The organism is Capillibacterium thermochitinicola (assembly GCF_013664685.1).
Lineage (GTDB): Bacteria > Bacillota > UBA4882 > UBA10575 > UBA10575 > Capillibacterium > Capillibacterium thermochitinicola.
The window spans coordinates 99396-113309 of sequence record NZ_JAAKDE010000015.1 but is presented as its reverse complement, the minus strand read 5'-3'; the positions used below and the strand labels follow the sequence as shown (position 1 = coordinate 113309).

10 protein-coding genes and 1 other annotated feature are annotated in these 13914 nt (G+C 56.0%); of the genes, 1 reads left to right on the top strand and 9 read right to left on the bottom strand.

Going from position 1 to position 13914, the window contains the following annotated elements:
- On the bottom strand, positions 1 to 3228 hold the full coding sequence (locus G5B42_RS08215; RefSeq protein WP_181339984.1) for a DNA polymerase III subunit alpha: 3228 nt from the start codon (positions 3226 to 3228) through the stop codon (positions 1 to 3).
- A gap of 149 nt (positions 3229 to 3377) precedes the next feature.
- Positions 3378 to 3617, top strand: a binding site (T-box leader).
- Positions 3618 to 3719: 102 nt separating this feature from the next.
- On the opposite strand from G5B42_RS08215, the gene trpS reads away from it, so the two are divergent.
- A complete protein-coding gene (gene trpS / locus G5B42_RS08210) occupies positions 3720 to 4709 on the top strand; it encodes a tryptophan--tRNA ligase (RefSeq protein ID WP_181339983.1) in 990 nt (329 codons plus the stop codon).
- Positions 4710 to 4813: 104 nt separating this feature from the next.
- Here the strand turns inward: trpS and G5B42_RS08205 are convergent, their stop codons facing one another.
- From G5B42_RS08205 to G5B42_RS08170, 8 genes are all read right to left on the bottom strand, one after another.
- Positions 4814 to 5788, bottom strand: a complete 975-nt coding sequence (locus G5B42_RS08205; protein WP_181339982.1) for a polyprenyl synthetase family protein — start codon at positions 5786 to 5788, stop codon at positions 4814 to 4816.
- Complete coding sequence (locus G5B42_RS08200; protein ID WP_181339981.1) at positions 5789 to 6751, bottom strand: prenyltransferase; 963 nt, start codon at positions 6749 to 6751, stop codon at positions 5789 to 5791. It abuts the gene before it with no gap.
- Entirely contained in the window at positions 6718 to 7875 is a 1158-nt protein-coding gene (locus tag G5B42_RS08195) for a Ger(x)C family spore germination protein (RefSeq protein ID WP_181339980.1), read from the bottom strand. The genes G5B42_RS08200 and G5B42_RS08195 overlap by 34 nt, the downstream gene beginning before the upstream one ends.
- Positions 7876 to 7888: 13 nt before the next feature.
- Entirely contained in the window at positions 7889 to 8986 is a 1098-nt protein-coding gene (locus G5B42_RS08190; RefSeq protein WP_181339979.1) for a GerAB/ArcD/ProY family transporter, read from the bottom strand.
- A complete protein-coding gene (locus G5B42_RS08185) occupies positions 8983 to 10641 on the bottom strand; it encodes a spore germination protein (RefSeq protein WP_181339978.1) in 1659 nt (552 codons plus the stop codon). The genes G5B42_RS08190 and G5B42_RS08185 overlap by 4 nt, the downstream gene beginning before the upstream one ends.
- Before the next feature lie 95 nt (positions 10642 to 10736).
- Positions 10737 to 11741 carry an acyl-CoA dehydratase activase gene (locus G5B42_RS08180; protein WP_231133368.1) on the bottom strand — a complete coding sequence of 335 codons (1005 nt, stop codon included), beginning with the start codon at positions 11739 to 11741 and terminating at the stop codon, positions 10737 to 10739.
- Positions 11742 to 11810: 69 nt separating this feature from the next.
- The gene (locus tag G5B42_RS08175; protein WP_181339977.1) at positions 11811 to 12917 is read right to left on the bottom strand and encodes a CoA protein activase; all 1107 of its coding nucleotides are present in this window, start codon (positions 12915 to 12917) and stop codon (positions 11811 to 11813) included.
- Positions 12908 to 13900 (bottom strand): acyl-CoA dehydratase activase-related protein, encoded by a 993-nt coding sequence (locus G5B42_RS08170; RefSeq protein WP_181339976.1) that lies wholly within the window; start codon positions 13898 to 13900, stop codon positions 12908 to 12910. Before G5B42_RS08170 ends, G5B42_RS08175 begins: the two co-directional genes overlap by 10 nt.
- Between the last annotated feature and the right edge of the window lie 14 nt (positions 13901 to 13914).

Here is a 13914-nt window from a genome sequence, read left to right as displayed (position 1 = left end):
CTACCCTTCCGGTCGCTCCGGCAACCAACGGATCTGCTGCGCCAGGAACTTGCGCTCCTCCTCATCACCTTCAATGCGCCCTTTGACCAGCACGACCCGGTCGTTGGCGGCTTCCTGCGCATTTTTTTCGTAAAGCTGCGGAAAAACCAGTACTTCGATGGCGCCTGAAAGATCCTCCAGCGTAAAAGTGGCCATGGTTTTCCCCGCTTTGGTGGACAAGCGGCGCCATCCGCTGACCACCCCGCCCACAATCACATCCGTTTCCACGCCCGCCTCCAAAACCTCGGCCAAGGAGGGAATGCGGTTTTGGGCCAATTTTTCCCGCCAAGGGTCAAGGGGATGGCCGCTTAGATAGACGCCGAGGTATTCTTTTTCCATGTTTAATAAGGCGGCTGGCGGATATTCCTCTTCCAGCACCCGGTGCGGCGGTGCGGAGGTGGCGGCTAAATCAGCACCCGGTTCAAAAAGGGATAACTGCCCGCTCGCCTGTTGTGCCGCATACCGGTGGGCCATTTCGAAAGCCTCCTCCAACTGGGCCAGCATCGCCCGGCGGGTATGCCCGGTCGAGGCGAAAGCCCCCACCCGCACCAGGCTCTCCACCGCCCGTTTGTTGACCGTGCGCAGATCCACCCGGCGGCAAAAGTCGTGGAGCGAAGTGAAGGGGGCTTTGGCCTGTTCTTGGAGGATCGCCTGGATGGCCGCGCTCCCCAAGTTCTTAACGGCCAGCAACCCGACCCGGATACCGTCCCCTTCCACCGTAAACCGTTCCTTACTGTGGTTCACGTCGGGCGGATAAATTGGAATCCCCAGCCGACGGCATTCCTCAATATAATCGCGGACTTTGTCCGTATTCCCCATCACACTGGTCAAAAGGGCCGCCATAAAAGCCTGGGGGTAATTGGCTTTGAAAAATGCGGTCCAGTAGGCGATTAAGGCGTAGGCCGCCGAGTGGGACTTGTTAAACCCGTAACCGGCAAAAAACTCCATCAAGTGAAAGATCTCCTCCGCCGTCACCCGGGGAATCCCGCGGGCGTCTGCGCCCTGCACAAATTTTTCGCGCATCGCCGCCAGGAGTTCCGGTTGCTTCTTACCCATTGCCCGCCGGACCAGATCCGCTTCCCCGAGGGTAAACCCGCCCAAACGGTGACAGATCTGCATCACTTGCTCCTGGTAAAGAATGATTCCGTAGGTCGGAGCCAGGATCTCCGTCAAGAGTGGATGAAGATAAGTTACTTCCTTCTCACCATGGCGGGCCTTGATGAAATCCTCCACCATCCCGCTCCCCAGCGGGCCCGGCCGGTACAAGGCGACCAGGGAAATAAGATCGTCCAACCGCTCCGGGGCCAATTGAACTAAAAGCCGGCGCATCCCGCCGCTTTCCAACTGGAAAATACCCTGGGTCAAGCCGGAACAAAGGAGACGGTAAGTTGCTTCATCCCCTTGCGGGACGGTGGCCAGGGTATACTCTTTACCGGTTGACTCCTTGACCAAAGCGATAGTGTCGCTGAGCACCGTCAAGGTCCGCAGGCCCAGAAAATCCATTTTTAAGAGGCCAATCGCTTCCAGATCCTCCATGGGAAACTGGGTGGTGGCTTCGCCCTCACTGGCCCGCGCCAGGGGCACGTAATCGGTCAATGGTTTCGGCGTAATCACCACCCCGGCCGCATGAATCGAGGCGTGACGGGGAAAACCCTCCACCGCTTTGGCGATCGCCAGGAGCCTTCCCACCCGCTCATCCTCGCGGGCCAAAGTCGCCAAGGGCGGTGTGTTCTTCACGATCTCTTCCAACGTTGAACCCGCGGTATGGGAGATCAGTTTGGCGATTTTGTCAACCTCGCCATAGGGAAATCCCAACACCCGGCCCACATCACGGACGGCCCCCTTGGCCGCCATCGTCCCAAAGGTGATGATCTGGGCTACATGGTCGCGGCCGTATTTTTCCTTCACATACTCGATGACCTCGCCCCGGCGTTCGAAACAGAAGTCAATGTCAAAATCGGGCATGGAGACCCGTTCCGGATTTAAAAACCGCTCGAAAAGCAGCTGGTGTTCGAGGGGATCCAGTTCGGTGATGCCCAGGAGGTAACCGACCAGACTGCCCGCACCCGACCCCCGCCCCGGCCCGACCGGGATACCCTGCTCCTTGGCATACCGGACGAAATCGCCGACGATCAGAAAGTAGCCGGCAAAACCCGTTTTCTTAATCACTTCCAACTCATAGGCCAGCCGCTCCTCCACTTCCGGGGTTACCCGCGGATAACGGCGGGGGAGGTTTTCCCGGCATAAGTGGGCCAGATATGCGTCTTTATCCGCAAAACCGGACGGGATCCGGTAGTCGGGCAAGTGGTATTTCCCCACTTCAAAATGGAAATTGCAACGTTCGGCAATGACCACGGTATTCTTCAACGCCTGGGGAAACTCGGGAAAAGCCCGGGCCATCTCCTCCCCGGTTTTAAAGTAGAATTCGTTGGTGGGAAACTTCAAGCGGTTTGGATCGGTCAAGGTCTTCCCGGTTTGGATACAGAGTAAAACATCATGGACCATGGCGTCTTCCCGTTTGATGTAGTGCAGATCGTTCGTCGCCACCAACTCCAGGCCAAGCGTTTGGGCCAGGTTCGCCAGGTCCCGGTTTAGTTTTCTTTGTCCTTCCAACCCCTGGTTTTGCAATTCCAGAAAGAAATTCCGCGGGCCAAAAACCTCCCGGTACCAGGCGGCGGCTTTTTCGGCGGCGGCATAGTCACCGGCCAGCAAATGGGTGGGGATCTCCCCGCTGAAACAGGCCGAAAGCGCAATCAGCCCGTCGGCATACTCCGCCAAAAGCTCCCGGTCAACCCGCGGCCGGTAGTAAAAACCGTCCAGATGGGCCAGGGAGACCAGCTTGGTCAGGTTCTTGTACCCCTTTTCATTCTCCGCCAAGAGCACCAGATGGTAAGGGTCGTCATCAACTTTCGCTTCCCGGTCGTGCCGGCTGCGTTTGGCGACATAAACCTCGCAACCGATCACCGGTTTGACCCCGGCGGCTTTCGCGGCTTGATAAAATTTAAATACCCCGTACATCACCCCATGGTCGGTCAGGGCGACCGCCCGTTGACCCGTGGCGGCTGCCTCCTCAACCAAACGTTCCAAAGAAGCAGCCCCGTCCAGGAGCGAATACTGGGAATGGACATGCAGATGGACAAAATCAGTCATGGTCAACGCCTCCGCCAACACAAATCCTACCATCTTCATTATAACACAAGCCTTTTCCCTGGCCGCCAAAAAAACACCTTATTTCGGCGGAGTCCGGCCACAAACCGACACATAATTCCGGTGCCATGTCCATCCCTTGACAAGCGGGAGCTGTCCACATATAATAATTGGAAACGGTTACAATATCCTTTACAGCGATGATCGGAACGAGTAAGCCTTCTTCAAGGCAAAGAGAACCGGTGGCGGGTGCGAACCGGTCCGGCGGAAGGCCGAATGGATCCGTGAGTCCGGTACCGAAAAAGAGGAAGTAGGTTCCGGCGGACCCCTCCGTTAACAGGGCAACGGCAACCGGCCGTGCAAAAGGGGACCGGTGGGCCAAAGCCCACCGTGTCAACTTGGGTGGCACCGCGAGTAACCTCGTCCCAAGAACGGGACGGGGTTTTTCTTTGGTAGCATTGAAAAGTGTTATTGGGTATTGGTACCCGTCCAAATTTAAAATTCACAAAATCAAGCGAAGGAGTGTTTGCCCGATGAAGAAACGCGTCTTTTCCGGCGTTCAACCCAGCGGCTCGTTAACCCTCGGCAATTACCTGGGGGCGATCCGTAATTTCGTCACGCTGCAACACGAGGCCGATTGTTTCTTTTGCGTTGTCGATCTTCATGCATTAACCGTTCCCCAGGATCCGGTGGCGTTAAAAGAAAACATCAAAAACACGGCCCGGATTTTTGTCGCCGCCGGGATCGATCCGGAGATCTCCACCATCTTTGTCCAGTCGCAAGTCCCCGCCCACAGCGAACTCAGCTGGCTGCTGGAATGCCACACCTACATCGGGGAGCTAAGACGGATGACCCAGTTTAAAGACAAAGCAAAAAAACATGAGGTGGTCACGACCGGGCTCATGACCTATCCGGTCCTGATGGCCGCCGATATTCTGCTTTACAACACCGATCTGGTCCCGGTGGGCGAAGACCAGAAACAACACCTGGAGCTCACCCGCGACCTGGCGCTGCGCATTAACAACCGCTTTGGCGAAGAAGTCTTTAAAGTTCCCGAACCGTACATCCCCCCGCGGAGCCAAGGGGGGCGGATTATGAGCCTCACCGACCCGGCGGAGAAAATGTCCAAATCGTCACCCAACCCCAAAAGTTATATTGCCCTCCTCGATTCGCCGGATGTCATCAAAAAGAAGATCATGTCCGCGGTCACCGATTCGGAAGCGGCCATCCGGTACGACGAGGAAAATAAACCGGCCGTCTCCAACCTGATGGTTATCTACTCCCTCTGCTCCGGCAAGAGCATCGCAGAGATTACCGCCCAATACGAAGGCTGCGGTTACGGCCAGTTCAAAAAGGATCTGGCCGAACTGGTGGTGGAAACCCTCCGGCCGCTCCAGCAGAAGGTAGCGGAGTTATCAGCCCCGGGGGCCATCGAAAGCATCCTGGAAGCAGGGGCCGCCAAGGCGCGCGCGGCCGCCGCCCCGCAGCTTCAGCGTTTCCAGGAAAAACTGGGGCTACGCTGACCGTTCACCCGCTAAGCACCGTCATAGAACGGCTTTTCGTCTAGCGGCTTAAAACACGCAACGGCCGAAAGCGCTGTCGGCCGCCGGTTCAAAAAGACTTTCCCTTAATGAACAGTGGAAAGTCTTTTTTGCTTACCTTTTCTTTCGAAAAAACGGTCGGCGTAATCCCGCAGGAGGGCGCATTGGGGCAGGCCCAAACCGGCAAGGCGTTCTTCCGCCCGCCGACGGTAACCGGCAATCCTCTGCTCCACTTCTGCTTCGACCTGCGCGGCCGTCAACCATTTCCGGATGAGCCGCCGGTGTTTCGGTAGGACCTTCCCCTCCGCCCGCACCTCGGCCAGCACCTCGGCAAAACCCGGTTGTCCGCTGATTATTAGTAATGGCAAGGTGAGCACGCCGTTTTTCAGGTCCTGGAAAACGGGTTTCCCGTCTTCTTTGGCCCCGCCGCTTAAATCCTGCCAGTCATCGAAGAGCTGGTAAGCCATCCCCAGCTCCCGGCCGAAGGCCCCCAACTCGACTTGAACGGCCCGGGGTAAAGCGGCATATTCACCCCCCAGTTCACAGACGATCTGGAAAAAGCGGGCCGTTTTCCGCTCAATGCGTTCCAAATAACGGTCAATCGAGATTATTCTAAACTTATCGATCTCCTCGGCCAGTTCGCCGGCGACCATCTCGCGGAGTAAAAAATCGACCCGTTCCATCCCTTCCTGCCCGCAGGCGCTAGACAGCAGACGGTAGGCGGCGGCAAAAAGATAGTCACCAACTAAAACGGCGGTTTTTACCCCCCATTTCTTCCAAACCGTGGGGCGTCCCCGCCGTTGTTCGCCCTGGTCCAGCAGGTCATCATGGACCAAAGTCGCCAAATGTAAAACTTCAACCCCTAAAACCAAGGCATTAAGGGTGGAGGAGCCGGTGGCCAGCGGTGGCCCTCCCGCACACAACATGAGCAGTTCCCCGCGCAACCCCTTCCCCGGCGTCGCGAAAAGCTCCTTAATGATTTTCTTAAGTGGCGTCATCATCCCGTCAACATCATCTGGAAACAACGCCGTCCCGGGGTCAAAGCGATCCAATCCCCGCAATCAGCTCCCCCTCCTCATAAAGGTAATAATGAGCATCAACCCGCTGACCATATGGAGCAGGATCACACCGGCGCTGGTCATCACAAACCGCGACAATTGTTTTAATCCCGCCCGCCGCTGGGACCACAGCCAAAAAACCAAAGGCCAGGCCAGCAACGAACCAGCCCGGTACCGGGAAGCACCCAATCCCACGAAGATCAGGAGCAACAAACAAGAAGCAAGCGCCAGGAGGAGGGACAGGAGAAGGATACTCCGTTCGCGGCCCAGGCGGACAACGAGAGTGTGTTTTCCCGTCTGGCGGTCACTCTCGCAGTCGGGCAGTTCGTTGGTGAGGATCACCGCGGCAATCAAGATCCCCACCGGAAGGGAGACCAGAAGGGCGGTGGGGAGAAAACGCCCGGTCAAAGCCGCAACGGTGCCGACCACCAAAAAGGGACCAAACGCCAAACCGACACATAGCTCCCCGAAGCCGGTCGCCGCCAGGCGAAAGGGGGGTGCCGAATAAAAATAACCACAGCCCAATCCGGCCAAGGCAAAGAGGGCAACGCCGACGCCTCCGCCGGTTAAAGCCAACACCGCAGCACAAACCGTCCCGACCAGAAAACACAAAACAGCAGCTTTTTTTACCTGCTTTGCCGGCAGGAGCCGCTTCACCAAGACCCCGCTTCCCCCATTGAAGAATGATGGTTGCCGGTTCAGCCGGTCCGTCTCCTCGTCATAATAGTCATTAATGAGATTAGCCCCGCCGTGATAGCAGAAGACTCCCACCAGCACCAGGAGAAAACGCCAGCCGTTGATCGTGGTCGCGCTTTGGGCAACGACCGTCCCGAGCAAGACCGGGATTAAAGAAGCGGAAAGAAAGTGAACCCGCAAAGCCTGTGCCCATAACCTTAGCGGTTGCCAAAGAGACCGCCGCCGCCGGAACCGGCTCATCCCCCGAACCTCCGGATTGTCATTGCCCATTCCATCTCGACCTCCACTTCAATGGGTAAAGCAAAAAACTCCTTTTCCCAGTTGTCCTTTACCTGCCGCCACCATTTTGGCTTATAACTTCTTAGATAACGCCCAACACCCAAAAAATCCGCCCCCATCTCCTGGGCGCGCCGGACGGTCTGTTCCAACTCCCGCCGCACCACCCTGCTCACACTCCGTTCCAAAGCGGCTTGAAGCTCTTCCAAGGGTCCATGGAGATCAGAAAATTCAATGGTCTCAAATTTCCCCCGTACTTTAATCTGGAAAACGGTTTGCCCATTATCCTCGCGTAACTGGTAACGGGAGCGAAAATCATCCACGCCGACCACGATCGTCTCCCCGGGATGGAGCGGACATTCGACTTCATAGCTGGAACGGATCCTTTGGTTTATGATGATATTTAAACCGCGGGTTTCGAAGTTGCTCAACCAGCCCACAAACTTCCCGTTTTTTAGCACGGCCGCTCCCCCGGTCATCGTCGCATCCTTACCCGGCTGCAGCCGCGGCAAGACCGGCTCGATGCCATCGTCCGACTGTTCCACCAGGAATCGGCCGAAGTCGGAAATATAATTAATGGCAACTCCGCTTTGCGGCGAAAGCAGATTCTCAAGATAGGCCGAGGGAGTCTGGCTGATCGGCGGCTGCATAGTCAAGATCTCCCTTGCTTCCCCGTCGATAATCGCAATCCTGGTCATCCGCTGCACCCGAAAGTCCCGCTTAAAATGGTCCAACAGCTGATCCACCCCGATGGTCGCCGCCACTTCGGCATTGATTAAAAACAGTTGGGTATGGCCGAAAAAAAGTTCCCGGTCCAATTGCCTTTGCAGTTGACGAATCCCCACCGACACCAATTTGGCGGTGGTCCCGTACACCACAAAAGGCGCACCGCCCCCGCCACCTTGTTCGCCACTGTCGGCGCCCATCTTCGCGGGGACGGGAATTTGGACGCTCAGGAGAAACTCCCCTGGGTCGGCCTCTTCCTCCGTCGGCCGGTCAAAAGCGACCGCCGTGACAAAGGCCCGCGCGTTCAATTCCCGCCCTCCCCAACATCCGGAGGCCGTCAGCATGACGACCAGGAGGACGCCCAGCAAGCACCCTTCCTTGCCTTTCGCCATAACCTTCAGCCTTCTAGACATGGCGTTTCCCCTTCCATAAACTCAAAAGGTAAAGCAAAGGATAGCAGAAAAAAGTAATCACCAGTGACAACAAGGCCACATAAAAACCGGCCTTGCTCCAGACAAAGTAATTTTTCAGGAGGGTACTCAGGTAGTAAATGACCGGAACCAGCCCCCAAAGAATAGCCGATCTTTTACGGACCCGGAGCAGTTGGGCCAAACCCGACCCCACCAGAAAACTGGAGATAAAACCGGTGGTAAACAAGGCTGAGATCCATGAAACAATCAGGATTAAATCCAACCTTTGGAGGATAACCGCCTGAATATTAACGGATTTTGCCAGTTCCAGCGCGACCCAGGAAAGATCGATCGCTTCTTTATACCCAAAAACGCCGAGGACCGAAATGGTAAAAAAAGTATAAACCACGGTAATGATCAAAATCGCCTTCACGGTTGCCTTTGTTACCTGCTGTGGTCGTTGGATATATGGAACAACCATGCTCACTACCGGAATACTCCCAAAGGCGAAAGTCATCCCGACCAACTGATCGATTTTGTCCAGCTTGAGCTGGTCCCAACTGAACAGCGGCATTAGATGCAGCAGTTTAAAATGCTGTAAAGCCGCAAGGGCGACAAAAGAGCCGATAAGCACAGCGATCTCGATTAGAAGCTCATTCACTTGTGCAATCTGGTCAACCGGGCGGGTCGCGCCGTAGATCATGACCAAAAGATAGGAGCCGCTCACGAACCAAGTGGGCGCCCCCGGGAGGAGCGAGATGTTGACCAGTTCCTGGAGAATCCGGATGTTCACCGGAATAACCAGAAATAAGTGAAGAATAAAGACCACGTTGAACAGGAAGCCGAACCATTTTCCAAGGAGGCGGGGGCTGTATTCGATGATCGTCTCCTCGGGAAACTTGGCGGCCAACCGGGCGGCAATCCAGCCACTTCCGGTGTATAACAAACCCAGAACGAAAACCAGCAGCCAACCGGAGGGCCCAAAGACTGCCGCTGCCGAACTGGGGAGGGTTAAAACCCCTCCCCCGATCCCGAAACCCAAAACCAACAAGGTGATTTGGCGAGCCGATAACAACCGTTGTTTCCCATTCATTCTTCCTGTTTTCCTCCTCGGGGCCGACGGGACGGCGGGTAAAGCAACGCTTCGCGCCAGTTTCTCGCTTTGGAACCTTCCCGCCGGATATCAATGGGTTCGTTGATCAGCGGCCGTTTAATCATCGCCCAGCGCGGAGCGACGAACAAGAAATCCTTTAGATCAGAAAGGTTCAATGGCACGACCGGCGAAAGGAAGGGCACGCCGAAGGAACGGATCCCGGCCATATTGATTAACAGCAGAATGGTCGCAATCGATAGACCGTATAACCCGCCGACCTGTCCAATCAGCATTAACGGGAACCGTAAGATCCGCATGGTAATCGCCACCCCGAAGCTGGGCGCGGTAAAAGAACAGATCGCGGTTAAAGCCACAATAATCGTCATGATCGGGGAGATTAAACCGGCCCGGACCGCCGTATCACCCAGGATAAAACCGCCCACGATCCCGATGGTCTGGCCGAAGGGGCCGGGCAACCGGATCGAGGCTTCCCGGAGAATCTCGATGGCCAGTTCCATGAACAAGGTCTCCAGGAAAACGGGAAATGGAATCCCTTCGCGCGTTCCGGCAATTTTGATCGCCAGGTTAAATGGGATAAGCTCCGGGTTATGAACCGCGAGCGCAATAAAGATGGCCGGTAGATACAGCGAGAAGAAAAAGGCGAGAAAACGGATCATCCGGATCAGGATGGACAGCGGCCACCGGTGATAGTAATCTTCCGCCGAATAATAAAGCTGCCAGAAGGTGACCGGCATCAAGAGGGCAAAAGGGGTATTGTCGACCAGAACCGCCACTTTTCCGTCGAGCAAGGCCGCCACCACCCGGTCCACCCGTTCCGTCACTTGCAAGGTCGGAAAGAGGCTGTACGGCTGGTCTTCAATGTATTCCTGCAAATAGGCGCTCTCCAACACCCCGTCGATGTCGATCCGCTGCAGGCGCTTCTCAACCTCGGCCACCAGGTCGGGGTTGGCGACCGACTCCAGAAAAACAATGGCCACATCGGTCTGGGTACGTTTCCCCACTTTTATTCCTTTGATCCTGAGATCCGGGTCGCGGATCCAGCGCCGCACTTGGGCGGTATTGGTACGCAAGACTTCACTAAACCCGACCCGCGGTCCCCGAACCGCCGCTTCGGTGGGCGGTTCGTCAATCCCCCGGTGCTCCCAACCCCGGGTGTTGCAGATCAGCACCCGGTCTTCGCCTTCTAAAAATAAAGCCGACTCCCCGGACAGAATCGCGGTGATCACCGGTGCCCATTGGTTCTGAACGCTTACTTCACCGATGCTCAGAATATGTTCTTTAACTTTTTCGGCCAGGTTCCGCCGGTCCAGTGCCCAGTCGGCGTCGGTCCCCTCAAAAGCAGTCAGCGTCAGGAGAATATATTCATTAATCGTTTGCCCGCTGACCAGCCCATCCACAAAGACAAGGACCGCCCGGGCCGGTTGGGGCAGGGGAATGACAAACTCACGGAAGACCACATCGTTGCTGGCTCCGATCCGTTCCTTTAAATAGGCGATATTCGCCGCCAAATCAGAGGCCAGGGGTGGTCCTTCCTCCTGCCCGCCTTGCACTCCTGAACACTGTTTTTCTTCTTTATCCTTATCCTTACGCAATTCGGCCACAGGACGGGGCCGGCGAAAAGTTCGTTTTTTCATTCTTAACCTCATGTTCTCCTGTGCAAATTACCTTGTTTACGGATCGCGCTTGTCAGATTGAACCCGTTGTCCTTTCTTTGTTCTTCTGGTTTATTTTACCCGGTGGCTTCGGCGTTTATCCTTTGCCACTTGCCGCAGCGGTCGCCCCAACCCGAGAGCGGGCGCCGGTTAATATGGACGTTGATCACCTCGCAGCGGTTGGGACAGTCCACACACTCGAAACTGGTGACGCTGATCTCCTCCTCCGCCAGTTGGAACCCGCGAAAACGCGTCTTGCCGTAGGCCGCTTTTTCCTCCTGGGCCAGTAAGGCACAACCCCAGGCACCCATCGTATCGTAGTACTCCGGAACGATCACCGGGTGCCCCAACTCCTGCTCGAAAGCCCTTTTTATCCCGGCGTTCGCCGCCACGCCCCCCTGGAACAGGATCGGCGGCCGGATTTCCTTCCCTTTCCCCACATTGTTCAAGTAGTTCCGGACCAGGGCCGTACATAAGCCCGCCACAATATCCTCCAGGCTGTGGCCCATCTGTTGCTTGTGGATCATGTCCGATTCGGCAAAGACCGAACAACGCCCCGCGATCCGCACCGGATTTTTTGAACGTAAAGCAATCTGACCAAATTCGGAGATTGACAGGTTAAGCCGGTGCGCCTGTTGGTCCAGGAACGAACCGGTTCCGGCCGCGCAGACCGTATTCATCCCGAAATCCACCGCCACCCCGTTTTCAATCAGAATAATCTTTGAATCCTGGCCGCCAATCTCCAGCACCGTCCGGACTTCGGGATAAGCACGTAAAGCCGCCACCCCGTGGGCGGTAATCTCGTTTTTGATCACATCGGCCCCGATAATGGTCCCAATCAACTGCCGCCCCGAACCGGTCACCCCAACCCCCAAGACCTTTACCGCCGCAAACTCCGGTGCCACTTCACAAAAGGCCTTTTGAACCGAACCAATGGGGTTGCCCTCGGTCCGCAGGTAGATTTTTTTGATAATCCGCCCGCTGGGCGCCATCACCACCAGGTTCGTACTGACCGAACCTACATCCACCCCTAGATAAACACCGTCTTCCATCGGATCACCTTCCAAAAACGCGTTACTCATCGCTCCTAGCCCTTTCGATTAGGGCAGGATGGTTTTCATGAGTGACTTGAACTTCTTAGATAAGTTTTCTTAGCTGGAGAACACTCTCCTTGCCCCCTTGCCCTGCGCCCGGCGGCGCCGCAGCAGATCGACAAAGGCTTCCAAACGGGTCAGCACGCCCGCTTCCGCCGAATGCTCATCGAGGACCAGGGTCAATATGGGAAGTTGGTAGGCGGCGCTGACCGCCGGGGTAATACTTTGGGCGACAATCTCCGGCATACAGGTGAAGGGTAGGACTTGGATCACCCCATCCAAACCGTTAACCCCCGCATCGACCATTTCCGCAATGGTTTCCCGGCCGTGGCCGCCAACAAAGGACGGCAAAAAAGGTGCGGAAAGCAGAACCGTGCGCCGCCGGTGGTGGGGGTAGAAAAAGCCAAACAAATGCTCTTCCAACCACTGGGAGACGGACATGGTCCGGACCACTTCCACCCCCATTTCGCCCAGAAGCATTTCCAGGTGGAAATTGACCCTTGGTTCCAATACCATATAGATTTCACCGATAATCTTAACCCGCAGCGGCGGTTCGGTCTCGGGCCGGAGGTTCCCACGGAGCTCCTGCTCAAGTTCCCGGTAGTGGTCGCCGAACTTTTCCATCTTTTTCTCCTGCCGCATCGCCGCCAGAAAATGTTCGTAACTGCGCTGCGCTTTCACCCGGTCTCCACTACGGGGTAGGATGTAACGGAGCAGCGCGTTGCCCTGATCGACCCAGCGGATCTTCTGCCAGGCCAGGCGAAAGGCGGCCATAGCCTGGGTTAGCGGAACATTCGCCAGCAACATCCGTAACGTGCGGTAAAGCTCCCGCCGCTCACCCCCCAACGGTTCGATCAGGAACAGCTCGAATTTATAACCCAAATCCGCCAGGATCCGTTGTTGAACCTGAGCGTAATAACCGAAACGGCAAGGGCCGACACCCCCGCCCATCAAAATTCCTTCCGCTCCCTGTTCCAAAGCCTCAATAAAGTTACCCAGGTTAATCTTAAAAGGGAGACAGGCTCCTTCCGGCGAATACTTGACTCCCAGTTCAAAAGTGCGTTTATTGGTCGGCGGGGCAGGCACCGCCTCGTGGCCAAGGCTGTTCAGCAAAGTCTCCACCGGAATCGAAAGGAGCCCCATATGGGGAAAGGTTAAACGCAACTTAATCTCCTCTTTCTCTGTAAAAGATCGATAAACGCTTCAATTCTCGTCACCATTCCGGCTTCCCCCGAATGCTCATCCAGCACCAGGTGAAGGAGGGGCAGTCCAAGCGCTTTGGCTTCCCTCTTCACCAGCTCGCCGATTAAAGCTTCCGGACCACAGGCAAAGGCGCTGAGGTAAATGATCCCCTCCACCTTCTGTTTGCACAAAAGACGGAAGGTACCGAAGATCCGTTGACTCAAAGTCCAAAACATGGGCTTGGCCAGGATCTGCAGTTCCTCCTCGATTTGCCGGGGCGGGATATACTCAGGGGCTAATACTTTAAACCCATAGCGTTGTAAAAGGCCAATTGTCCCTAAATTGATGTAAGGATCATATAGACAATAGGGATGGCCGATGAGGCCAATCCGCCGCCCCGTATCCTCCCGGGCAGGAGGCACGCCGCCGAAGAGAACGGCCTCCGCTTCCGCCGGGAAGAAACCCTTCTGGAGTAGGCGGTGGTAGGTACGGAAAGCTGCTTCCGCCTTTTGCAGCCCCTTTTTGATCCGCCGGGTGGAATACCCCTGGCGCAGGGCGGCCGGAAGCGCTTGCGGTGATCCTATCGCACAGTTTTTCTCACTTTTCCAAATGAAGAGGGGCTGTTTTCCCACCGCTTGCTTGACCATCTCCGGTAAACCCATAAATTTAGGGCAAATATAATCCTTTCGGTTTATACTCACCAAGCGGGGCGCCAATAAAAAATCACAGCGGTTGCTCAAGGATAAACAGTGGCCGATGAATACTTTCACCGGCAGACAGGCCTCATCAACGCTGGCCTTTACCCCGGTGTTCAAAAGATCTTTCCCGGTTGGTCCCGAGACGACCGGGGTCAGGCCCAACTCCTCGAAAAAAACGCGCCACAACGGTCCATACCAGTAATAGAGCAACGCCCGTGGAATTCCGATCTTGATCTTAATCCCTCCCCAGCTCTGGACCCAAGTCAAAGGGCCGCGGTACT

Bases quoted from the DNA above. Each gene is read 5' to 3' on its own strand.
- G5B42_RS08200 (WP_181339981.1), bottom strand. From the start codon at position 6,751: ATGGGCAATGACAATCCGGAGGTTCGGGGGATGAGCCGGTTCCGGCGG.
- G5B42_RS08190 (WP_181339979.1), bottom strand. From the start codon at position 8,986: ATGAATGGGAAACAACGGTTGTTATCGGCTCGCCAAATCACCTTGTTG.
- trpS (WP_181339983.1), top strand. From the start codon at position 3,720: ATGAAGAAACGCGTCTTTTCCGGCGTTCAACCCAGCGGCTCGTTAACC.
- G5B42_RS08215 (WP_181339984.1), bottom strand. From the start codon at position 3,228: ATGAAGATGGTAGGATTTGTGTTGGCGGAGGCGTTGACCATGACTGAT.
- G5B42_RS08185 (WP_181339978.1), bottom strand. From the start codon at position 10,641: ATGAAAAAACGAACTTTTCGCCGGCCCCGTCCTGTGGCCGAATTGCGT.
- G5B42_RS08195 (WP_181339980.1), bottom strand. From the start codon at position 7,875: ATGGCGAAAGGCAAGGAAGGGTGCTTGCTGGGCGTCCTCCTGGTCGTC.
- G5B42_RS08180 (WP_231133368.1), bottom strand. From the start codon at position 11,741: ATGAGTAACGCGTTTTTGGAAGGTGATCCGATGGAAGACGGTGTTTAT.